Genomic DNA, 22,338 nt, shown 5'->3' on the forward strand with positions numbered 1-22,338 from the left:
CCATGGACGTATTCGAACGCGTAGCGCAACTGATCGCCGAAATAGAGGCCGCCACCGCCCGGACGCCCGAAGAGGTGGAGGCCTTCCGCATCCGCTTTCTCGGCAGCAAAAACATCCTCAAGCCCCTGATGGGCGAGATGCGTAGTCTGCCCAACGATCGCAAGCGCGACTTCGGTCAGCTCGTGAACCGCGCCAAGACCGTGGCCCAGGAGCGTTACGATGCCCTGAAGGCCGAGGCCGGCAAGGCTGAGGCGCAGTCGGCCGCCGCGGACCTTGACCTGACCGCACCCGCCGAGCCCCTGCCCCTGGGCAGCCGGCACCCGATCGCCCTGACCATGCGTCGCATCGTATCCATCTTCGAGCGGATCGGTTTCGCGGTCGCCGAAGGACCGGAAGTGGAAGACGACTGGCACAACTTCACGGCCATGAATACGCCCGAAGACCACCCGGCCCGCGATATGCAGGACACTTTCTACGTCGCGGAAGGCATGCCGGCCGGCCCCAACAACTCGGCCATGCTGCTGCGCACGCACACCAGTTCGGTCCAGGCCCGCACCATGCAACAGCAGCAGCCGCCGATCCGCATCATCGCCCCCGGACGCGTGTACCGCAACGAGACCATCAGCGCGCGCAGTCACGCCCAGTTCCATCAGGTAGAAGGCCTCTACATCGCCGAGCGCGTCAGCTTCGCGGACATGAAGGCCACCCTGCTCCATTTCGCCCGCGAGATGTACGGCGAAGACACCCGCATCCGGTTGCGGCCCAGCTACTTTCCCTTCACGGAGCCCAGCGCGGAGATGGACATCTGGTGGGGACTGGAAACCGAGCACGACCACCGCATCACCAAGGGCACCGGCTGGCTCGAGATCCTGGGCTGCGGCATGGTTGACCCGGCCGTACTAGACAACTGCGGCATCGACTCCGAGAAGTACATGGGTTACGCCTTCGGCATGGGCATCGAGCGGCAGGCCATGCTGCTCTACAACATTACCGATATCCGACTGATGTTTGAGAACGACGCCCGCTTCCTGCGGCAATTCGCCAACGTCATCTAGACGGGGGGGCGGCTAGACGTACATGTCCAGGATCGACACCGAACCGAAGATCAGACTGGCTACGCCATTGGTGGTAAAGAAGGCAAGATTGATGCGGGAGAGGTCTTCCGCGCGGACTACGGTATGCTGGTAAGCGAGCAGCGAGAGGAAGATGCCGCCGGCTACCCAGGTGAGGACACCCACTTCGGGGTACCGGAGTTGCTGCAGGTATACGGTGAGAATGACCACCAGCGCGCACAATACGTGGAGGGTACGCCCCAGCAGTAACGCGCCATTCGTGCCCAGCCGTACGGGAATGGAATACAGTCGCTCCCTGCGGTCAAACTGCTCATCCTGCAGCGCGTACACGATATCGAATCCCGTCACCCAGAGCAGCACGGTGGCGCCGTAAAGGGTCGGGAGCAGGGCCCACTGTGCGGTCACGGCGAGGTACGCGCCGATCGGGGCGAGGGCCAGACCGAGTCCCAAAACGAAGTGGCAGAAATAAGTGAAGCGTTTCGTGTAGCTGTACCCCAGGATCACCAGCAGGGCGATCGGTGAGAGGGCCAGGCAGAGCGGATTCAGCAGGCCGGCGACGATGACGAACAGCAGGCAGTTCACGAGCACGAAGACGAGGGCGGCGCGGGCCGAGATCGTGCCGGCAGGGATCTCCCGCACCGCCGTGCGGGCGTTGCGGCCGTCGATGTCGCGGTCGAGGTAACGGTTGAAGCCCATGGCGGCCGACCGCGCGAATACCATGGCCAGGAGAACGAGCCCCAACTTGTAGAAGTCGAGCACCCCATCGTCAAGGGTGGCAAGGAAAAATCCCAACAGCGCAAAGGGCAACGCAAAGATCGTATGCGAGAACTTGACGAGGGAGAGATAATCGTTGACCCGGCGCAGGGTGGACATATCGGTGACTTGTGCTTGGGTAGTAAAAGCGGACCGCGCGGAAAGGTTGATGCGGCGCCCGACGGGGCATACGGGCGGCAATCGGTAATTTTATTGAGCCGCCGCCAACGTTCGCCGCCGCCCGGCCCGTCTTGCCCGGTACTGAAGCTCCCGTCATGAAACATTTACTGTTCCCCCTACTCTGTGCATTTTTCCTGACCGGCTGTCTGGAGGACGAATGCACCGACGTCGTCACCTACACGGCCTACCACCCCGTGGTGCTGACCGCGGCCGAGTGGCGGCAGGACGATTTTACCGCTACCACACCGCAGTCGGTATGTGATCCTTCGGCCTTCTACGTGTACGGCAACATCCTTTTCGTCCTGGATCGCAATGCCGGCCTGCACATCATCGACAATAGCGACAATGCCGATCCCCGGCCCGTGAAGTTCCTCAACATCCCCGGCGGGGTGGGCCTGGCGGTACGCAACAACGTGCTCTACGTCAACCAGTACATCGACCTGCTGGCTTTCGACCTGTCTGATCCGCGGGAGCCCCGCTTTCTGAGCCGAACGCGCGACGTTTTTGATCCCTATACCGACTTCGCCGCCAACCTGCACGGCACGGGCGAGGTCACCATCGCCTACACGGAGGGGCCGGAGACGATCACCGTCGACTGTAATTCTCCCTACTACGGACGCAGCTGGTTTCTGGAGGATGGCTTCATATATACCACGAACCGGCAGACATTCGATTTTGCCATAAACACGTCCGGTGCCGCCAACGCCTCGGGCGGCACCTCCGAACAGGTAGGCATCGGGGGTAGTCTGGCCCGCTTCACCATCAACCAGGGTACCCTTTATGCCGTGGACGAAAACAGCCTGCGCACCTTCTCGCTCGCCGATCCTAAAGAGCCGGAGTTCATGGGCATCACGCAAATGCCCTGGGGCGTGGAGACGATCTTCCCCTACAAGGATATGCTCTTCATGGGGGCGAACAACGGCATGCACATCTACGGGGTTAGCAACCCCCTGGACCCTGAATACTTCGCCACATTCGAGCACGTCCTGAGCTGCGACCCCGTGGTGGTACAAAACGACATTGCCTACGTGACCATGTGGGGCGGGGCCGACTGTGGCAGCCGGGGCGACCAGCTGATGGTCATCGACGTGAGTGACCCGCGCGACCCCAGGTCCCTGCAGGAAATCCCCATGAGCAACAGCCACGGCCTCGGCGTGGACGGCAACCACCTATTTCTGTGCTCCGGTCCGGAAGGACTCAAGGTGTTTGACCTGACGGACGACGGCCGCCTCGGGGCCGAAGTGCACCACGCCCCCGACTTTCCCGCCAAGGACGTCATCGTCCTGCCAGCCAAACAGGAACTTATCGTACTGGGATGGGAACAAGCCGGGATCCGGCAGTATGATTACGACGCGGAGGGACGGCCCGTCCACGCCGGCGACCTGTCCATCTGCAATTGATCACCGCATGAACCACCTGCTGCTTTTCGTGTCCGCCTTTCTGCTGCTCCACCAGCTGCCCGCTCAGCAAGGTGCGGTAGCCAGCCGGTCGGCGCCGGACCGGATCGTACTGACCGACGGTCAGCGGCTGAAAGGAAAATTGACCGCGTACCGATACGGCGATGCAGTCTCGCTGGTCACCGCCGACGGACAGACGTACACCTTCAGCAGCGACCGGATCAAGCGCGTGGAGATGGGAGGACGGTCCGGGCGCTTCGCGTCTACTGCTCTTTCACCCCATACAGGGGCCGCTGACCTGCCCCGGCGGGAGTGGCGCCACCAGGTGCGGACCTCAGCTGGATTCACCGATAACATAGGGGAGGACTTTTATTCCGTCTCTACCCTCGGCATCGGCATCGACTACCACTACCTACGCCAATGGAAGGCACTCGCGGCCGGCCTGGGCGGGGCGATGGAACTGATGGATGCGGACCGCAGCGAACGCCTGGCCTCCCTGACGGGCCTGGTTGAATACCAACTGGGGGGCGGCCGGTTGCGCCCCCTTTTCCGGTTCAGCGGCGGGGTGGCCCTCCCCGTGGGGGGCCGGGGCCTGAAGATTGAATCCCGTACGCCGGGTGCGGTAGTCCATCCGGCTATCGGGCTACTGCTCTTGCCCCCTTCCGGCTCCTGGGGTGCCGTGGTGATGGATGTCGGTTACCGCTTTTCGCACGTTTCCTTCCGGGGCACGGACGGGTATCGGCCCGCCTTCTACCGGGAGGTAACCTACCGCCGACTTACGCTTGGCATTGCCACCAGATTCTAGCCCATTGACTACCGAATACGAAGAACGAAAACTGGTTGCGGCCTGCCTGAAAGGCGACCGGCGGGCGCAGGAGGATCTTTACCGCAGGTTCGGCCCCGTTGCGCTGCAGGTCTGCCGCCGCTACGCCCCGGGCCGGGAGGAGGCCATGGCCCTGCTGAACGGTGGCATGATGAAGGTCTTTGAAAAGCTCGACCAGTTCCGCTGGGAAGGCAGTCTGGAAGGCTGGATCAAACGGGTGGTCTTCCACAGCACCATCGACCAGTTCCGGCGGCAGCGCAAGCGCCCCACCCTGGAAATTGCCAGTTGGGATCAGCCCACCGCCGATACCGCTACCCACGAACTCTACGCCGAGGACCTCTGCCGCATGATCGACATGCTGCCGGAGACCAGCAAGGAAGTTTTCTGGCTTTTCGCCGTGGAAGGCTACAGCCACGCCGAGATCGCCGACAAACTGCACTTCAGCGAGGGCAACAGCCGCTGGCACCTCAACAAGGCCCGTCAACTGCTGCGCGAGCGGCTGAATCAGGAAACCCACAAACACAATCGTTATGCCGGATAGCAATTCCCCCTGGACACCGGACGACGCCTTCTGGAACGAAGCGTGGGCCGATATGGAAACCCGCCTGGACCGCAAGCGGCGGCGGCGCCTGCTCCTTCCTCTGCTGCTCCTGCTGACTGCTTTGGCGGCGGGGACGCTGGTGCTGTGGGATGGACCGCTGCCGGGGGTGTCGGTACCATCCGAACGGGCCACGGCCGAACCCGCCGCGATTGTACGGACGGCCCCAACGACCACACCTATCGGTGCGGGCGAGGAAGCATTGGCCACCACGGAGCTGCCGGACGGCGGTGGCCTTAAAAATGCAGAAACGCCCGCCCCCAAACCGCTCGGGGCACCGGGCCGGTCTCCACAAAACGAAACCAACGCATCAGGCATTCCTGAAGGACCTGGCACCCGCGCTCCGCGCCCAAACGAGACGAACTCTCCGCTGGAAGATGCTTCCCGAGCGACACCCCCGCCGACTGCCGTGGAACCATCGGGGCAAAGCCGCACATCGCAGCTAGTGGCCGGCGTGCCTTTGCCAACGATGCAAGTAGATTATAGCAAGAATTTAGATCTTGAACCGGTTGTCGCTGCGGCTCCGATAATTACTCCCGCTGATCCGTTTCATTCCTTCAACCTGGCGGCTGGTACATCCGTTTACCCAACCGCCTATTTGCCCGGGACTTATCTCCAGTTCACGCGGCTCATCCCTGCGGGGAAATGGTTCGTGCCGGTGGGCTTGCGGTACGACTACACCCGGCGAGAGCTGCGCAGCACGGCTACCGACGACCCGCGGGAACTTATCAGCGTAAATGATCCTACTTTCTCGGGCAGCGTCGCGTATGCACAGGGGGGTGAGGCGATCCGGGAACCGCGGAGGCTGAAAATGCACACCCTTGGATTACGGTCGGGGGTGGGCCGACGGGTAAGTAATAAAATCACCCTATCCGCGGGTCTGGACCTGAGCTATATCCTGGCCGGCTCAGGCCCGACTTATTCCGTCACGGATTCCGCCGGCGTAGTGCTGGTGTCGGTGGCCGAGGAGCGGTTCACCCGATCGGCTTACGGCGGCGGAGCAAACCAGGACTTTGCCCCGGCCGTGGGATCGCCGGCCCCGATCGTTAACCCCTACCTGAACCGTTGGCAGTTATCTGCCTGGATGCGCGCTGATTATCGCCTGTCCGGAAATTTGCACCTAACCCTGGGCTATACCCCTCATATTTCTCCCCTGTACCGCGAAGGTGCCCCGTCGGTGAGTGCCAACCGCATCGAACTGGGCTTTTTACTCGCCCTTTAGGGCACTTCGCGGCGGGTGGCTTTGGCAAGGGGTAGCCCTTCGTCTCGCGCCTCGGCGGAAGAAACGGTGGTCAGGGCCCGGGCGACCGCTTTCCTGGTCGTGCCAAACCGTGGGAGGCAACATAACCTTCTCCATTCCCGGACCTTCCCGTCGGCCTTCGTACCTTTGCGGCCCAATTGCGTACCGCTGTATGAAAAAAGACATAGCAACACCCGAAGTAACCGACGTAGCCGTAGCCGCGGTACCTCGCCAGGAGGCCGGGGAAGAGCTGTGGGATATCTACCTGATCAACCTGCGACAGGAGCCCATGGAGAACATCCTGGTCACCAGTCAGGGCTACGGCAGTATCGACGGTGTAGACAAGACGACGACCGTGCTGCGGCACTTCCATCAGAAGCTCGACGCCCGGGATTCCATTAAGCTGGAGCCCATCCAGCCGACCCTCTTTGCCATCACGAACGAGTACTGGATCAGCTTCAACAACGGCAAGCACATGCTGGACAAGCGGTTCACCTTCCCTGCCGGGACGATCAGTGAAGCCGCCCTTACCGAACTGCCGGTCCTCGACCGCCCCGGAGTGATCATGCAATGAGCAGGCCCCAACCCAAGCGCGTGGCGGAGAGCTTCACGACCATGTCGGAGCTCGTCATGCCCAACGATACCAATCCCCAGGACAACCTCATGGGCGGTAACATGCTGCGGTGGATGGACATCTGCTGCGCGATCTGCGCGGGTAAGCACTGCGCCCGACCGGTCGTGACGGCCAGCGTGGACAACGTTGCCTTCAACAGCGCCATCCGGAACGGTGAGGTGATCACGCTGGAAGCCAGCGTGACGCGCGCGTTCAATACCAGCATTGAGGTGTACGTGGAGGTGTTTGCCGCCACCATGCAGGGCACACACCCCCGGCGCACCCACCACGCTTATTTCACTTTTGTTGCGCTGGACAAGGACAACGGATCCCCGGTGCAGGTACCCGAGCTGACCCCGCTTACCGAAGTTGAGCAGCAACGCTACACCGCGGCGTTGCGGCGGCGCGAACTGCGCCTAGTGCTGGCCGGCCGGCTGAAGCCCGAGGAGGCGCAGCACCTGCAGGAACTGTTCCGGCCCCATTAAAAACCTTTCGATCATGACCATTGCGACCTACAACGTGAACGGCATCCGCGCCGCCCTGCGCAAGGGTCTGGCGGAATGGGCCGCCGAAGTGGACGTCGACGTGCTGTGCCTGCAGGAAACCAAAGCCGCCCCTGACCAGGTGGAAATGGAGGAACTCACCGCGGCGGGTTACCCCCACGCCGCCTGGCACAGCGCTACGAGTAAAAAGGGGTATTCGGGGGTCCTGACCCTGAGCAAGGAGGAACCTGATCTGGTGGTCGAAGGCTGCCAGATGGACGTCTACGACTGCGAGGGCCGGGTAATCAGGACCGACCACGGCGACCTGACCATCCTCAACTGTTACTTCCCCAATGGAGGACAAGGCGATGAGCGTCAGGCGTATAAATACCGATTTCTGGATGATTTTCTGGAGTTCGTGGTCGAACTGCGCAAGACACGGCCGCACCTGTTGGTGGTCGGCGACTACAACATTGCCCACCGGGAGATCGACCTGCACGCTCCGAAGCGCAACGAAACCAGTTCGGGCTTTTTACCGGAAGAAAGGGCCTGGATGACGAAGTGGTTTGAGCGTACGCAAATGGTCGACGCCTTCCGTTACCTTCACCCCGAGGCCGTAGCGTACAGCTGGTGGAGCTACCGCGCTAATGCCCGCAACAACAACAAGGGTTGGCGCATCGACTACCACAGCTACCCCGCTGAGATGGCCGACCGCATCGCGCGGGTGGCGCACCTGGACGATGCGCTGCACTCCGATCACTGCCCTATTCTTCTTGAATTAAAACCCTAGACAGGTCTTTGGCTCCGATATCTTTTGTCGACGAAGTAAGTTCTCCAATATGACCGCGGATATCCCTTCAAACGATAACATTTACCGGTTGGATCCGGGACCAATGCCATTTCTCTATTAGGATGATTTGGATCGTAAACGAATATGCAAACATCGGTTTGGTAGGGCCCAAGGTCGCCTTCGTACCTACCGAGTTCATAACCGACGGCCACCATATAGTGACTGAATGGTCCGGAGGTGCCAACCGTCTGCAGCCCAATTGGCATCGGTCGATTCGAATCAATACATTCCATTAGCTCCCCCAGTCGACCTGAGCCCGTTTGTAAGCCCCAATTAAAAAACTCCTGGTCACGATTGCCAATATTGGTACCAATTAACTCGGCCCATTTACTAGCGCCGCCCTGAAAGGCCTTCAGTTGACGCTTATAGATGTAATCCCGCAGTGCAGAACCTTCTGCCGGGAGTGTAGATTGCTCGGGAATCGGCTGGCGATTGTAATAGTAATCCAGTGCCGCGTAACACATCCCTCCACACAGTCCGTAAGTTTTAATGTCGCCAATGATATGATTGGTGAACGAGTTTGTAAAATTGAATCCATGTTCTTTTGCTGTAAATCCAGACCGCTTCGGCGGTGCAACAGCATTTCCACTTTTCCAAGTCCATTCTCGGCTCCGGTCGTCACCGGTGAATCGATGTAGGGGGTTTCCAGATTTATCCAGTAGCGTGGTGGTTCTTCCGTTCTGTGTAGCGACGACCCGCAGGTTGTTGACGTTCCAATTGTCGCCACCAATTCCTCCCGATGCAGTGGTTTCCAGTCGAATACCTCGGATTTCATGGAGCTGCTTGCCCACCCGCATAACGGTAGTATAGGTTTGGTGATCTTTCCACCGCTGTCCACGATTTATGTTACGTTCTGTTAGTGTGTGTCCGTCTGTGAAGAGTAGTGTAACATTTGCATTGTCATTTCCTCCTCGAAGGTCATCGCCTCCCGTGGTAATGTGGATTTGTAGGTCAGTTGCCATGGGTTAGTGTGTTTGTTTTCCCTCTATATCTGTCTTTAAGAAAACGTTACATTTGCCCCCCGATATGCAACGAATTTTCCTCGACAACGCCGCCACCACGCCCATAGATCCCGACGTACTCTTCGCCATGACGGAAGTCATGCGGGAAACCTACGGTAACCCGTCCAGCATCCACGCCGAAGGCCGCAAGGCCCGCAGTCTGATCGAGGCGGCCCGCAAGACGGTGGCCAACACCCTCAACTGCAGCATCGGGGAAATCTTCTTCACCTCCGGCGGTACGGAAGCCAACAACATGGCCCTGAAGAATGCAGTACGCGACCTGGGAGTCAAACGCATCATCTCTTCCCCCCTGGAGCACCACTGCGTTCTGCACAGTCTCGAGGCTATCGCCGCTACCGGAGCGGCCTGCGTGGAGATGGTCGGTATCGACGAGAAGGGCCACGTGGACCTGACGGATCTGCGCCGCCGCCTGGGCGAAAAGGACGTCCCCACCCTGGTCAGCCTCATGCACTCCAACAACGAGATAGGCAACCTGCTGCCCCTGCAGGAAGTGGCCGATCTGTGCGCGGAATACCAGGTACTATTCCACTGCGATACGGTACAGACGATGGGGTACTTTCCGATCGATCTCGAGCGGACCCCCGTTGGCTTCCTGTCGGGATCGGCGCACAAATTCTACGGCCCCAAGGGCGTGGGATTCGTCTACATCAACAACGACAACCAGATCAAGCCCTATCTCGACGGTGGCGCCCAGGAGCGCAATATGCGCGGGGGAACGGAAAATGTTTACGGGATCGTCGGACTGGCCAAGGCCCTCGAAAAGGCCGTCGCGGAGCGGGAGGAGCGCCGCGCCCGGATGGAGGACGTGAAACAGTACCTGATGGACCGCCTGCGTGCCACGTACCCCGACGTCCGGTTCAACGGAGATCCCGAACGCAGCCACTACAAGGTGCTGTCGGTCAGTTTTCCCGAATCCCCGAAGGGCGACCTCCTGCTTATGAACCTCGATCTGTCGGGCATCTCGGCCAGCGGGGGGTCGGCCTGCTCCAGTGGCATAGACGTGGGCAGCCACGTGGTGGGCCACCTGCACCCCGATTCAAAACGGCACACCATCCGGTTCAGCTTTAGCCACCACAATACCCGCGAGCAGATGGATTACGTGGTGGATAAGCTGGCGGGGATGCTGTAGGGGCTGGTCGGACCAGTAGACCGCGGACCAAAACCGCCAATCGAGCGCATAACCGTTGGACGGTCCCCCCACCGTCCAACCGCTATCCGTCCAACGGGGTTATCTTCGTCGCCACATGACCCCCTACGAAACCGTCATCGGCCTGGAAACCCACGTCCAGCTCGCCACCGCCTCCAAGGCCTTCTGCGGCGACCGCAACGCCTTTGGAGCGGAACCCAATACCAACATTAGCCCGGTGAGTCTCGGCTACCCCGGGACCCTTCCCTTCCTGAACGAGCGACAGGTGGAATTTGCCGTCAAACTGGGCCTGGCCCTCGGCTGCCAAATCAACCGGCGCAGCACCTTCGACCGCAAGAACTACTCGTACGCCGACCTCCCCAAGGGATACCAAATCACCCAGGACGAGCACCCCATCTGTATCGGCGGAGCCCTCCCCCTGCGATTGTCCAGCGCCGAAGAACCCTCCCGGAACATCCAGCTCCATCACATACACATGGAGGAGGACGCCGGCAAGTCAATCCACGCGGAAGGGGAAACCGGCAGCCGGGTCGACCTCAACCGCGCGGGTACCCCCCTGTTGGAGATTGTCACAGAACCCGACCTGCGGTCCGCCGAGGAGGTCGATGCCTTCATGAGCGGCATGCGACAACTCGTCAGGTGGCTGGGGATCAGCGACGGTAACATGGAGGAAGGCAGCCTGCGCTGTGACGTTAACGTGAGTGTACGGCCGCACGGACAATCCAACTACGGCACCCGCTGCGAGATCAAGAACATGAACTCCATGCGCTTCGCGCGTCGGGCCATCGCATACGAGACGGAGCGACAAGTAGCCTTACTGCAAGCCGGCCAGTCCGTAGTCCAGCAAACCAGACAGTTCGATCCCGAAACCGGCACCACCGCCGCCCTGCGTACCAAGGAGGACGCCCACGATTACCGGTACTTTCCCGACCCCGACCTGCCACCCGTAGTGCTCACCGAGGCTTTCATCGAGCAATTGCGATCCGAGATTGGCACCCTACCCTGGGAGGCGTACGACCGGCTGATTGCCCTCGGACTGGATGCCGACGACGCGGCGCTCATCAGTGAGGACCGCACCCGTTACGAGACCTTCTTGCGGTACGCGGAGGCCTCCCCCGCCGTCCCCGAACTGGCCAAACTGTGGGTGAACCGCGTACTGCCCCTAACCCAGGATGCCGAACCCGGCCTGGAACCAGGAGGCTTCCACGCTCTGCAGGCGTTGATTGCCGAGGGGCGGGTAAGCGCTGCCAACGCGGCTTCCCGTCTGCTGCCGGATCTGCTCGAACGACCGGGTGACCCCGAAGCGCGGGCCAGCGAACTGGGCCTCATCCAGAATACCGACACCGATTTCCTGACCGGCATCGCCCGCGAGGTGGTCGCCGCCAACCCCCAGCAAGTAACCGCGTACCGGAAGGGAAAGAAAGGACTGATCGGCTTCTTCATGGGGGAAGTGATGAAAAAGAGCCAGGGCGCCGCCGAACCAAAAGAAACACAGGCCCTGTTGCGCACCTTACTGGAGGATAATGGCTGATCATGGCATCTTCCTTCGCAGACTACCTGAATAACTGGCACCTCCACGGCGCGGAGGCCATCGAGGATTACACCGACCGGAAGACCTCTTACGTCGTCGGACTTCCGCCCCAACGCGCTTTGGAACTTTCCGCAGCGGAACTGGCCCGCATCCTGAACGATCGGCTGGGTGAGGAGTCTTTCCGGCAGGCGATTGACCCCGAAGTGCGCGTGGCCGGTCACCTGGACGACCGGCCGAACGGTGACTGGCTGAAGTCGTGCCACACCGTCGGAATTAACGTGCGGACCGTCGGCAGCTTCTGGAACATGCTCAAGTACGCCCTCACGCTTCCCGATCACATCCGCGGGATCCACCTGCTACCGATTTGGGAGCCGGGCGTGGCAGGTAGCCTCTACGGTATGGCCAGCTGGAACCTTAACCCGGAGTTTCTGGACCATGATACATTGCGCATGTTTCCCGGGCTGCGTTCCGTGGAATCTCAGCTGCAAGTAACCCTTAACCTCCTCCACGCCCTGGGAAAGGTGGTGGGCGTGGATGTCATGCCCTATGCCGACCGCTACAGCGAGATCGTCCTGGCCAACCCCGCTTTCTTCGAGTGGCTGATCCGCGACGACCTCACCATTACCGATCACCGCATACACCTGCACGAGACCGCCGGAGCCGCCATACTCGACTGGCTGGAAACCACCGACCCCGGCACCCGCGTACACCGCCCTACCTTCTTTCGGGAAACCTCCGAAGCCGAACGCCTGAACGTACTCTTCGGCCCACCCGCCGACTACGACACCCGGCGGGAACGGCGGGCGGACCTGGTGGATTTTCTATACCACCGTGGCCTGGAACCCGTACCGGTCACGACGGCCCCGCCCTACCACGGACTCGAGGTGGACCCCTCGCCCGAAGCCCAGACCGTCGACGAGGCCGGCCACCGCCGGCGCGAGAATCTTTCCACCCGGCCCGGGGCCATGAGCCGGGTATTGGGATCGCTGGCCCGCTTCAAGTTTTACGGCCGCAAGGACGACAACCGCGACTGGGCCATCGATTTTGATCGTCCGCGCGCGGAGGTCTGGGACTACTTTACCGACAAATACGCCGAGCTACAGGCCCGCTACGGCTTCGACTTTATGCGCGGGAAGATGTCGCAGGTACAGATGCGACCGCAAGGCGTGCCGGGAGTGATCGACACTTTTTACGATCCGCTGCGCGCCGTCAAACACCGTATCGCGCGCGACGCGCCCCACTTCGCCTACTTTGCAGATGGCTCCCTGGGAGAATCAGGCACCGGTTCTTACGGCGATGGTTTAGAGCACCTTACGGCATCCGAAGCAGAAGTTACTTCAGGTAATTTGCAGCGTCTGGCACCCGGGACATCCGAGTTTCTCGACGCGCTGACCTCCTATCTGGAGATCGCCGAAGTCACGCCGGTCACGCCCGCTTCCACGGTGATTACGGGCAAGGAGGATGACCCCCGCTTCGATCACCTTTACCACCACGGGGAGGTGGCACGGCTGTTCACGGGTCTGTTCAACGGACGCCTCCCGCTCTACTTTTCCCTCGGCTACGAGCAACGCGACCGCCATTTTTCGCCCGCTCCTGATGCCTTTTACACCAACCGGTACGTCACCCTGGAGCGCGTCGGACCAAAGTCGGTCTCCGGCTCCTGGCGTTGGGGCGATAACCTCGAGCTGTTCCGGGGCCTGCAGTCGGTCCACCGCTTTGCGGAGGAGCATGCGGTGCTGCTGGGCGCGGACGCGGGTGCAGTATCCGTCGGCGATGACGGCGGGGTAAGCTGGTTCAAAACCCCACCTTCGGGCGACTCCACCTACCTCTTTCTGGTAAATTTTGCGTCTGAGGCCCGAACCCTGCAGGTAGTGATGCCCACGGGCGAAGGGGCGATTGAACTGCTCTTTCACTGGCCGGATAATATCCTACAGCCGCAGCACGAGTTGAACCAAGAAACCGCAAGCTTCACGCTGAGCTCAGGTGAAGTCCGCTGCTACCGGCTGCGGCGAGCCCACTCGTAGGAGTCGCCACGCAACCACCAACTGAGGAATTGCTTCCCGCTGAACCCAAATCACCGCCGGGCAGTTAGGCCGAAAACCTTTCCTGTGCCCTATTCCCGCCTGCGGCTCATCCTCGGCGACCAGCTGAACGAAAATCACTCCTGGTTCGCCAAGGTGGATGAGGAGACCGTCTACTGCCTTTTCGAGACCTACTCCGAAGCCACCTACACCCGGCACCATATCCAGAAGATCACCGGCTTCTTCCTGGCTATGCGGGCCTTCGCGGCTCGGCTGCGGGACCTCGGCCACGATGTCCTCTACTTCACCCTCGACGACACCCGGGAGGCCGGCTGGGAAACGATTACCGATGCCGTTGACGCGGTGCGCCAACGGGAAGGTGTAACCACCTTCGAGTACCAATACCCCGATGAATGGCGGCTGGACCAGGAATTGATAAAATATTCGGAAAAAGCTGGAGGAGTAGTTTGTGATTCCGAGCATTTTCTTTCCCGCCGCCACGACGTAGCCGACCTTTTTAAAGGAAAGGACCGCTACCTGATGGAGACCTTTTACCGCGAGATGCGTCGCCGGCACGATATACTCATGGACGCCAACGGGGAACCGGCCACGGGACAGTGGAACTACGACGAAGACAATCGTGGTCGGCTGCCGGCGGAACTTTCCATCCCGGCAGCCTCCACCTTTGAGCGGGACGCCGGAGAGGTGGTGGAACTCCTTGAGCGACACGACATTCCCACTATGGGGCGCATGCCCGGTGGCAGGTTCACCTATCCGGTAACGCGGGAGGAGTGTCTGGAGGCCTTGAAGGATTTTTGTGGTAACCGATTGGTATACTTCGGCACCTACCAGGATGCGATGACGCGGCGCGATCCCCTCCTGTACCACGCCAATCTGAGTTTCGCCACGAACACGAAACTGCTTTCGCCCCGTGAAGTGATCGACGCCGCCGTACGGTCCTGGAAGCAAGACCCGGAGCGGATCACCTTCAACCAGGTGGAAGGCTTCGTGCGCCAGATCCTGGGTTGGCGTGAATACATGCGCGGGGTTTACTGGGCCAAAATGCCTGAATTCGCCACCACCAATGCCCTTGAGCACCGGGCGGCGTTACCCGGTTGGTACTGGACGGGGGATACGAAGATGAACTGTTTGAACCACGCCATCAACCAAAGCCTGGACCGCGCCTACGCCCACCACATCCAGCGGCTGATGATCACCGGAAACTTCGCCCTGATCCTGGGGGCGCACCCCGACGAGGTAGACGCCTGGTACCTTGGCGTTTACATCGACGCGATCGAGTGGGTGGAGATCACCAACACCCGCGGCATGAGCCAGCGCGCCGACGGCGGACTGATCGCCACCAAGCCCTACTGCAGTTCGGCCAACTACATCAACAAGATGAGCGACTACTGCAAGGACTGCCATTACAACCCCAAGAAGCACACCGGAGAGAAGGCCTGCCCCTTCAACAGCCTGTACTGGGATTTCCTGGACCGTCACCGCGAACGCTTCGAGGGCAATTACCGTATGGCCTTCATGTACAAGACCTGGGAGCGGAAGGGTGCTGCGCAACAGGCCGCCATACTGGAACGGGCCGCCTGGGTCAAGGAGCACGCCGAGGAACTGTAACCCCTGCCCTCCCCAACTTTTTCCTACCTTCACGACCCACAAAAATCTACCGAATGAACCTCCACGAATACCAGGGCAAATCCATCCTTACCAAGTTCGGCGTTCCGATCCAGAACGGCTACGCCGCCGACTCGGTGGACGAAGCCATGGACAAGTACGATCAACTCGCCAAGGAAACCGGCAGCCCCTTTGCCGTCGTGAAGGCACAAATTCACGCCGGCGGACGCGGCAAGGGCGGCGGCGTGAAGCTGGCCAAGAACCGCGAGGAAGCGAAGCAGCACATCTCCAACATCCTGGGCATGCAGCTCAAGACGCCCCAGACCCCCGGCGGCATGGAAGGCCCCGGCAAGCAGGTCAACAAGATCCTCGTCGCCGAAGACGCCTACGCCCCCGACTTCGACGCCAACAAGGAGTACTACGTTTCCATCCTGATGGACCGCGAGCGCAAGCAAAACGTCATCATCCACTCTACCCAGGGCGGAATGGACATCGAAGCCGTCGCCGAAGAGACCCCACACCTCGTCCACAAGACCTACATCGATCCCGAACTGGGCATGCAGGGCTTTAACGCGCGCGAAGTGGCCTTCAACCTGGGCCTGGAAGGCACCGCCTTCAAGAACATGACCAAGTTCATCACCAAATTATACCAGGCCTACCTCGGTGCCGATGCCAGCCTGATCGAAATTAACCCCTGCCTCCACACCGGTGACGACCGGATCGTGGCGGTCGACTGCAAATTCAGCCTCGACGACAACGCCCTCTACCGCCACAAGGACCTGGCCGAGATGCGCGACACCACCGAGGAAGACGCCACCGAAGTAGAAGCCCAGAGCTACGGCCTGAACTTCGTCAACCTCGACGGCAACGTAGGCTGTATGGTGAACGGTGCCGGCCTGGCCATGGCTACCATGGACATCATCAAGCTCTCCGGCGGTGAACCCGCCAACTTCCTCGACGTAGGGGGTACCGCCGATGCGGCCCGCGTAGAGCAGGCCTTCCGCATCATTCTGCGCGACGACCGCGTAGAGGCTATCCTGATCAATATCTTCGGTGGTATCGTACGCTGCGACCGCGTCGCCCAGGGGGTAGTAGATGCCTACAAGAATATCGGCGACATCAAGGTGCCGATCATCGTGCGCCTGCAGGGCACCAACGCCGACATCGCCAAGGAACTGATCGACAACTCGGGACTGAACGTCCGCTCGGCCATCTCCCTGCAGGATGCCGCCGAGGAGGTCAGTGCGGTTCTGGCCTGAACGCCGCCGACCCGACCCTGAAAAAAGGGCCGCCGGAAATTCCGGCGGCCCTTTTTCTATTTTACTTCTTCCTCCGGGCGGATGGGAACGCTGATCTCCCGCACCCTCAACCCCAATTCGTCAAGGCCCGGGGTGTCGCTGTCAATCGGCACGTCTCCCACCAGTGAATCGGGCAGGGTTCCGGGCCCGAGCCGTTCGGGTGTGTAGGTCAGGCGGACCAGAATGTTCTTCAGCCGCCCACCCCGCCAATCGCTGACGGTACCGCCGTAATCCCAACCGAAGCCGCGAAAAACGAAGCCGCGACCGTTCATCCTCCGCAGATCTTCCAGGGTACTACCGATGATCAGACCGGTGGTAGCGTGCGTCCAGTTCGACCGCGGGTTGGTGAAGCGGGCCCGGGCTGGCTGTTTGTCCTCGCCAAGCTCGATGTACAGTTCGTCGTATTGGCCGGGGAAGAGTACGTAGCCCGGTATAGTGGTGCCTTCACCGGCCGGCAGATCACGGCTTTCCAGGTTATCGGATCCGTAGAGGTTCTCTACCCGCGACATGGGCATCCCGGGGGTGATGCCGCCTATCCGCTCACCGGGCACAAAACTGCGGTCGCTCTCCACGGGAAGGTTGGAACGCCCCTGAAAGATCGGAGCGAAAGGCTGGTCGGAGGCGGGAGGGTCACCACTCTCCATACAAGCGGCCAGGAGCAAGCCCACCGCCAGATAACATAAGCCCTTGTACATGCGCGATTTCGGCTTTTCATGGTAGACCACGCAAGGCGCGGTAAAGTTTAACGCACGATCACCCCTTTGCTACCTTAATGATCAAGTCGTTAGCTTCGACGAGGGTTTTCTCCTTCAGGGGTATTAGGGTAACCTCGCCCGACACCGGACTGGTGATGGTAGACTCCATCTTCATAGCTTCGATCACGAAGAGAGGATCGCCGGCCTCAACCTGATCGCCGACCTTGACCAGGATCCGGCTAAGGTTGCCTTGCAGGGGCGAACCCACCTCATTTTCTCCACTGGCCTTCTGGTGTACCGCCACCTTGCTTTCCAGCGACCGGTCGCGCACGGTGATACTGCGTGTCTGACCGTTCAAACTGAAGAACACCAGCCGGTTGCCCAGTTCGTCGGCGTTCGTCATGTTGAGGTACTTGATGGCAATGCGCTTGCCGGCACCGATGCGGACGAGGATCTCCTCGTTGGGCTTGAGGCCGTAGAAAAACGCCGGGGTCGGAATATTGGCTACCTCGCCGTACTCCTGCTGGAACTCTTTGAACTCAGCGAACACCTTCGGGTACAACTGCTGGCTGAGCAGGTCCATCATCCGGGGCTCCTCCTCAAATTCCTCGCGGTAAGCCTTGGCTACCGCCTCGAAATCCACCGGCTCCAGGTGAGCATTCGGACGGTCGGTGTAGGGCTGTTCGCCCTTCAGGACCATTTTCTGTACTTCCGGATCGAAACCGCCCTCGATCTGGCCGAGGTCGCCCCGCATCAGGCTTTTCACGCTGTCGGGAAAGTCCAGCTTGGCGCCCCGCTCGCGGATGTCGGCCTCGGTGAGGTTGTTGCTCGTCATGAACATGGCCATGTCTCCGACCACTTTCGAGGAGGGGGTCACCTTCACCAGATCACCGAAGAGCCGATTGGCGGCGGCGTAGTTCTCCCGGATGGTCGGAAATTGCTCCTCCAGTCCGAGCCCCCGGGCTTGTGGCCGCAGGTTGGAGTACTGTCCGCCCGGAATTTCCGTATCGTAGATCGTGGCGGTGCTAGCGCGCAGTTCCGTCTCAAAGGGGTAGTAATAGTTCCTGACCGTCTCGAAGTAATCGGCGTAGCGGTTGAGCAGGGGCAGGTCCACGGGGTTCTCCCGCGGGTGGCCCTGCATCATGGCCACGATGCTGTTGTAGCCCGGCTGGGAGGTCAGTCCGGAGAGGCTGTTGATGGCCACGTCGACGATGTCCACGCCGGCATTGATGGCCTCCAGGTAGGTGGCGCTCTGGATACCGCTGGTGTCGTGGGTGTGCAGGTGAATCGGCAGGGAGACCTCTTCGCGCAGGGCGGTGATCAGTTCCCGCGCGGCCAGGGGTTTCAGCAGTCCGGCCATGTCCTTGATCGCCAACAGGTGGGCTCCGGCACTTTCAAGCCGCTTGGCCAGGTCGATATAGTACTGGAGGGTGAACTTGGTTTTACCCGGATTGGTGAGGTCGCCGGAGTAGCAGATACAGGCTTCGGCCAGACTGTTGGTGTTTTCCCGCACGGTACGGATCGACACCTCCATGTTCTTCACCCAGTTCAGGGAGTCGAAGATGCGGAACAGGTCGATGCCACCGGCGTACCCCTTCTCCCGCCCCTCGGCGTCGTAGAGCATGGAGCCACGGGCCGCTTCTTCGATGAACTTGATGATGAGGTTGTCGGGATAGGCCTTGTACCCTACGGCGTTGCTACCGCGCAGCAGCATCTGGAAGATGGTGTTTGGTATGGCGGTACGCAGTTTGCGCAGCCGCCGCCACGGATCCTCCTTCAGAAAGCGGAGCGCCACGTCGAAGGTTGCCCCGCCCCAGACTTCCATACTGAAGAGGTCGCCCGGCTGATTGTAGGCGTAGCTCCGCGAGACGTTGAGCAGGTCGATCATCCGCATCCGCGTCGCCAGAAGGCTCTGGTGGGCGTCGCGGAAGGTGGTATCCGTATACTGAATGCGATTTTCCGATTTCAGCCAGTCGACGAAACCATCGCAACCCAGCTCCAGGAGCCGGTCACGGCTACCCGCGGGCACCTTGCCGTAAGGATCGAAGGGGGGCACCACCGGCTTGAGGAAGTTGCGCCCCGCTTCCTTGTTCTTTACGTCCGGATTGTCGTTGACGATCACGTCGGCCAGGTAGCGCAGGAGGCGCGTACCGCGGTCGCGGAAATTCGGCAGGTTCATCAGTTCCGGGTGATCGGGAATGAAGCGGACCGTAGCCTTTCCCTCCTGGAAATCCTGATTTTCCAGCAAATTGAGCAGGAAGCCAATGTTGGTTTTGACCCCCCGCACGCGGAACTCCCGCAGGGCCCGGTGGAGGCGCTCCGCCGCGCCCTTGAGGGTACGGCCCGATCCGGTCACCTTGACCAGGAGACTGTCGAAGTAGGGTGAAATGATGGCCCCGGGGAAAGCCGAGCCGGCATCCAGTCGAATGCCCATGCCGCTGGCCGAACGGTAGGCGATCAGCGTGCCGTAGTCGGGCTTGAAGTTGTTACTCGGATCCTCGGTCGTTACCCGGCACTGAATAGCGAAGCCGTTGGCCTGGATGTCTTCCTGACTGCGAATGAAGATGGTGGGATGGTCGAGGCGGTACCCCATGGTGACGAGAAACTGCGTCCGCACCAGGTCGATGCCGGTAATCTCCTCCGTTACGGTGTGCTCAACCTGGATCCGGGGGTTGACCTCGATAAAGTAGATGGATTCGTCCTGGTCGACCAGAAACTCCACCGTACCGGCACAGTAGTAGTCGACCGCCCGGCCAAGCTTGAGGGCGTATTCGTAGAGTTTGTCCTTGGTCTCCTGTGAGAGGTTGGCGGCCGGGGCCACCTCCACCACCTTCTGGAATCGGCGCTGCACGGAGCAGTCACGCTCGAAGAGGTGTACCAGGTTGCCGTGGCGGTCGCCGAGCAACTGCACCTCGATGTGCCGGGGATTCTCGATAAATTTCTCGAGGAAGATGGTGCCGTTGCCAAACGCCTTCTCGGCTTCGCTGCTGGCTTCCACCACTTCCGATCGCAGTTGCTTTTCGTTGCGGACCACCCGCATTCCACGCCCGCCCCCTCCGGCCGCCGCTTTGATTATGACGGGATATCCGATCTCTTCCGCCTCGGCCACCGCTACCTCCGGGTCCGAAATGTCGCGGTCGCTGTCCTGGATCAGGGGCACGCCCACCCGCCGGGCTAATTCCTTGGCAGCGACCTTGTCGCCCAGTTGGTCCATGCTGTCTGGCGATGGCCCCACGAACTCAATGCCCGCGGCCAGACATGCCCGGGCGAAGTCCACATTCTCCGACAGAAACCCATAACCCGGGTGTATGGCATCCACCCCTTTCTCCTGGGCAAGTTGGATGATGGCCTTGATATCGATGTAGGGGCGCAAGGGCTCGTCGTCGGGACCGATCTGGTAGCTCTCGTCCGCTTTATAGCGGTGCAGGCTGTACCGGTCCTCGTAGGTATAAATCGCTACCGTACGCATCTGCAGTTCGCTGGCGGCGCGCAGGATGCGGATGGCGATCTCGCCGCGGTTGGCAACTAGGATTTTTTTGAAACGCTTTCTGTCTTGGGTAGCCATGGGTCTTCTCTTGGGGTGGGGGAAGATAAGCAGGTAGCCCGGACTCCCCCACCTCGCCGGGCGCACATTCCAGAACCTTTTTACGAGTTTGTAATTTTATTTAGACAAATTAAAAATAGTGGCCGTTTGGCTTGGCCTTTCCGGGTAGGCTGTCCTACTTTTGCGCTTAATAAGACTGAATACAAATAACCAGCAGTATGACCCGTATTTCCCTGCTTCCGCTGGCCTTCCTGGCCCTGCTTTTCGTTGGCTGCGCGGATGATGAACCCAGCACTGTATCCTTAGACGTTCCTGAGACTTACTCTTTTTCCCGCAACGGTGCCTCCACCGTCAGCTTTGACGGGCAGTCTACGCGCATCGCCATGGCCGAAGAACTGGTTTCCGCCTTTCAGGATCCCACCAACGAGGAAGCTACCCTCGACGCCATGTTCCGCAACGAAGGACCGAACGGCGAAGACGTCTCCCCCTTTGCTTCCGCCGAATTGAACGCGGCGACCAAATCTATCCGCAGCAAAGTGGCCGCCAGCCGCGATTACTTCTTTGCCGACGCCACCACCGCCACCGCCATCCGCGATGAATTCGACGGCTGGATAGCCGCCCAGGTTAATGAGGTATTCCCCCGCTGGAACGAACTGGCTGCGCCGGGCGTCGCCGGACAGATCCCCAACGGCTCTTCCGCCCGCTACGTTTCCGCCGAAGGACTGGAGTACAACCAGGTCTTCGCCAAATCCCTGATCGGTGCCCTGATGCTCGACCAGACCCTCAATAACTACCTCAGCCCCCAGGTCCTCGACGAGGCCGACAACCGCGCCACCAATGACGCCGCCGCCGTGGAAGACGGCAAGCCGTACACCACCATGGAGCACAAGTGGGACGAGGCCTACGGTTACGTCTTCGGTGCATCCGTCGACCCGGCCGAGCCGCTCGCTACCCTGGGCGACGACGACAACTTCCTGAATGAGTACCTGGACCGGGTCAACGACGACCCCGACTACGCCGGCATCGCTCAGGATGTGTTCGACGCCTTCAAGCGCGGACGCGCCGCCATCGTCGCCGGAGATTACACGGAGCGGGATGCCCAGGCCGAAATCATTCAGGAGAAACTCAGCCGCGTAGTGGCCGTACGTGCGATCTACTACTTGATGCGCGGTGCCGAGACCCTCGACGGCTCCACCTCTCCGACCGACGCCTTCCACGCCCTCAGCGAGGCATATGGCTTCATCTATTCCCTGCAATTTACCCGCAATCCCGCCACCGGAGCCCCCTACCTCGACCGCCAGGAGGTGCTGGCCATCCAGCAGACCCTGCTCTCCGACGGTGAAAACGGGTTATGGGACGTTACCGCATCTACGCTTCGCGACCAGGCCGCCACCATCGCCACCGCCTTCGGTCTTTCCGTTGACCAGGCCGCAGACTAATACAGC

General features: G+C 60.7%; 18 protein-coding genes. 14 read left to right on the plus strand and 4 right to left on the minus strand.

Annotated features, from left to right (window positions below; all coding sequences use genetic code 11):
- The first annotated feature begins 2 nt into the window (after positions 1-2).
- Positions 3-1,055 carry a phenylalanine--tRNA ligase subunit alpha gene (pheS, locus tag E4021_RS04465; protein WP_136456736.1) on the plus strand — a complete coding sequence of 351 codons (1,053 nt, stop codon included), beginning with the start codon at positions 3-5 and terminating at the stop codon, positions 1,053-1,055.
- A 12-nt stretch (positions 1,056-1,067) separates the two neighbouring features.
- Here pheS and E4021_RS04470 read toward each other — a convergent pair whose 3' ends face one another.
- Entirely contained in the window at positions 1,068-1,946 is an 879-nt protein-coding gene (locus tag E4021_RS04470; RefSeq protein WP_136456738.1) for a UbiA-like polyprenyltransferase, read from the minus strand.
- Positions 1,947-2,101: 155 nt separating this feature from the next.
- On the opposite strand from E4021_RS04470, the gene E4021_RS04475 reads away from it, so the two are divergent.
- The 7 genes from E4021_RS04475 to E4021_RS04505 all read left to right on the plus strand — a co-directional run bounded on the left by E4021_RS04475 (position 2,102) and on the right by E4021_RS04505 (position 7,949).
- The gene (locus E4021_RS04475; protein ID WP_136456740.1) at positions 2,102-3,406 is read left to right on the plus strand and encodes an LVIVD repeat-containing protein; all 1,305 of its coding nucleotides are present in this window, start codon (positions 2,102-2,104) and stop codon (positions 3,404-3,406) included.
- Between the two features lie 7 nt (positions 3,407-3,413).
- The gene (locus E4021_RS04480) at positions 3,414-4,208 is read left to right on the plus strand and encodes a hypothetical protein (RefSeq protein WP_136456742.1); all 795 of its coding nucleotides are present in this window, start codon (positions 3,414-3,416) and stop codon (positions 4,206-4,208) included.
- A 4-nt stretch (positions 4,209-4,212) separates the two neighbouring features.
- The gene (locus tag E4021_RS04485; RefSeq protein WP_168797465.1) at positions 4,213-4,767 is read left to right on the plus strand and encodes an RNA polymerase sigma factor; all 555 of its coding nucleotides are present in this window, start codon (positions 4,213-4,215) and stop codon (positions 4,765-4,767) included.
- On the plus strand, positions 4,757-6,046 hold the full coding sequence (locus tag E4021_RS04490; RefSeq protein WP_136456746.1) for a hypothetical protein: 1,290 nt from the start codon (positions 4,757-4,759) through the stop codon (positions 6,044-6,046). Before E4021_RS04485 ends, E4021_RS04490 begins: the two co-directional genes overlap by 11 nt.
- A gap of 190 nt (positions 6,047-6,236) precedes the next feature.
- A complete protein-coding gene (locus tag E4021_RS04495) occupies positions 6,237-6,638 on the plus strand; it encodes a hypothetical protein (protein WP_136456748.1) in 402 nt (133 codons plus the stop codon).
- A gap of 20 nt (positions 6,639-6,658) precedes the next feature.
- Positions 6,659-7,162 (plus strand): acyl-CoA thioesterase, encoded by a 504-nt coding sequence (locus E4021_RS04500; protein WP_246050222.1) that lies wholly within the window; start codon positions 6,659-6,661, stop codon positions 7,160-7,162.
- A 13-nt stretch (positions 7,163-7,175) separates the two neighbouring features.
- Positions 7,176-7,949: an exodeoxyribonuclease III gene (locus tag E4021_RS04505; RefSeq protein WP_136456752.1), complete on the plus strand. Its 774-nt coding sequence runs from the start codon at positions 7,176-7,178 to the stop codon at positions 7,947-7,949.
- On the opposite strand, the gene E4021_RS04510 is transcribed toward E4021_RS04505, so the two are convergent.
- On the minus strand, positions 7,946-8,971 hold the full coding sequence (locus E4021_RS04510; protein ID WP_136456754.1) for a hypothetical protein: 1,026 nt from the start codon (positions 8,969-8,971) through the stop codon (positions 7,946-7,948). The two genes, E4021_RS04505 and E4021_RS04510, sit on opposite strands and share 4 nt — an antisense overlap.
- A 64-nt stretch (positions 8,972-9,035) precedes the next feature.
- Between E4021_RS04510 and E4021_RS04515 the strand changes: the two genes are divergently transcribed.
- The 5 genes from E4021_RS04515 (at position 9,036) to sucC (ending at position 16,615) form a co-directional block, all read left to right on the plus strand.
- Positions 9,036-10,160 carry a cysteine desulfurase family protein gene (locus tag E4021_RS04515; RefSeq protein ID WP_136456756.1) on the plus strand — a complete coding sequence of 375 codons (1,125 nt, stop codon included), beginning with the start codon at positions 9,036-9,038 and terminating at the stop codon, positions 10,158-10,160.
- Positions 10,161-10,275: 115 nt separating this feature from the next.
- Complete coding sequence (gene gatB / locus E4021_RS04520) at positions 10,276-11,709, plus strand: Asp-tRNA(Asn)/Glu-tRNA(Gln) amidotransferase subunit GatB (RefSeq protein ID WP_136456758.1); 1,434 nt, start codon at positions 10,276-10,278, stop codon at positions 11,707-11,709.
- Between the two features lie 2 nt (positions 11,710-11,711).
- A complete protein-coding gene (locus E4021_RS04525) occupies positions 11,712-13,733 on the plus strand; it encodes a hypothetical protein (protein ID WP_136456760.1) in 2,022 nt (673 codons plus the stop codon).
- Between the two features lie 84 nt (positions 13,734-13,817).
- Positions 13,818-15,359: a cryptochrome/photolyase family protein gene (locus E4021_RS04530; protein WP_136456762.1), complete on the plus strand. Its 1,542-nt coding sequence runs from the start codon at positions 13,818-13,820 to the stop codon at positions 15,357-15,359.
- Positions 15,360-15,412: 53 nt separating this feature from the next.
- Positions 15,413-16,615 (plus strand): ADP-forming succinate--CoA ligase subunit beta, encoded by a 1,203-nt coding sequence (gene sucC / locus E4021_RS04535; RefSeq protein WP_136456764.1) that lies wholly within the window; start codon positions 15,413-15,415, stop codon positions 16,613-16,615.
- A gap of 56 nt (positions 16,616-16,671) precedes the next feature.
- Here the strand turns inward: sucC and E4021_RS04540 are convergent, their stop codons facing one another.
- Together E4021_RS04540 and E4021_RS04545 are read right to left on the minus strand one after the other, a co-directional pair.
- Positions 16,672-17,349 (minus strand): hypothetical protein, encoded by a 678-nt coding sequence (locus E4021_RS04540; RefSeq protein WP_136456766.1) that lies wholly within the window; start codon positions 17,347-17,349, stop codon positions 16,672-16,674.
- 58 nt (positions 17,350-17,407) lie between these two features.
- On the minus strand, positions 17,408-20,914 hold the full coding sequence (locus E4021_RS04545) for a pyruvate carboxylase (protein WP_136456768.1): 3,507 nt from the start codon (positions 20,912-20,914) through the stop codon (positions 17,408-17,410).
- 197 nt (positions 20,915-21,111) lie between these two features.
- On the opposite strand from E4021_RS04545, the gene E4021_RS04550 reads away from it, so the two are divergent.
- Positions 21,112-22,332, plus strand: coding sequence for a DUF4856 domain-containing protein (locus E4021_RS04550; RefSeq protein WP_136456770.1), 1,221 nt, complete (start codon positions 21,112-21,114; stop codon positions 22,330-22,332).
- Positions 22,333-22,338 lie beyond the last annotated feature (6 nt).

The organism is Neolewinella litorea (assembly GCF_004803465.1).
GTDB classification, from domain to species: domain Bacteria; phylum Bacteroidota; class Bacteroidia; order Chitinophagales; family Saprospiraceae; genus Neolewinella; species Neolewinella litorea.

Coding starts and splice junctions, on each gene's coding strand:
- E4021_RS04505 (WP_136456752.1), top strand. CDS start 7,176: ATGACCATTGCGACCTACAACGTGAACGGCATCCGCGCCGCCCTGCGC.
- E4021_RS04515 (WP_136456756.1), top strand. CDS start 9,036: ATGCAACGAATTTTCCTCGACAACGCCGCCACCACGCCCATAGATCCC.
- gatB (WP_136456758.1), top strand. CDS start 10,276: ATGACCCCCTACGAAACCGTCATCGGCCTGGAAACCCACGTCCAGCTC.
- E4021_RS04525 (WP_136456760.1), top strand. CDS start 11,712: ATGGCATCTTCCTTCGCAGACTACCTGAATAACTGGCACCTCCACGGC.
- E4021_RS04475 (WP_136456740.1), top strand. CDS start 2,102: ATGAAACATTTACTGTTCCCCCTACTCTGTGCATTTTTCCTGACCGGC.
- E4021_RS04495 (WP_136456748.1), top strand. CDS start 6,237: ATGAAAAAAGACATAGCAACACCCGAAGTAACCGACGTAGCCGTAGCC.
- E4021_RS04545 (WP_136456768.1), bottom strand. CDS start 20,914: ATGGCTACCCAAGACAGAAAGCGTTTCAAAAAAATCCTAGTTGCCAAC.
- E4021_RS04490 (WP_136456746.1), top strand. CDS start 4,757: ATGCCGGATAGCAATTCCCCCTGGACACCGGACGACGCCTTCTGGAAC.
- E4021_RS04510 (WP_136456754.1), bottom strand. CDS start 8,971: ATGGCAACTGACCTACAAATCCACATTACCACGGGAGGCGATGACCTT.
- pheS (WP_136456736.1), top strand. CDS start 3: ATGGACGTATTCGAACGCGTAGCGCAACTGATCGCCGAAATAGAGGCC.
- E4021_RS04540 (WP_136456766.1), bottom strand. CDS start 17,349: ATGTACAAGGGCTTATGTTATCTGGCGGTGGGCTTGCTCCTGGCCGCT.
- E4021_RS04550 (WP_136456770.1), top strand. CDS start 21,112: ATGACCCGTATTTCCCTGCTTCCGCTGGCCTTCCTGGCCCTGCTTTTC.
- E4021_RS04480 (WP_136456742.1), top strand. CDS start 3,414: ATGAACCACCTGCTGCTTTTCGTGTCCGCCTTTCTGCTGCTCCACCAG.
- E4021_RS04470 (WP_136456738.1), bottom strand. CDS start 1,946: ATGTCCACCCTGCGCCGGGTCAACGATTATCTCTCCCTCGTCAAGTTC.
- sucC (WP_136456764.1), top strand. CDS start 15,413: ATGAACCTCCACGAATACCAGGGCAAATCCATCCTTACCAAGTTCGGC.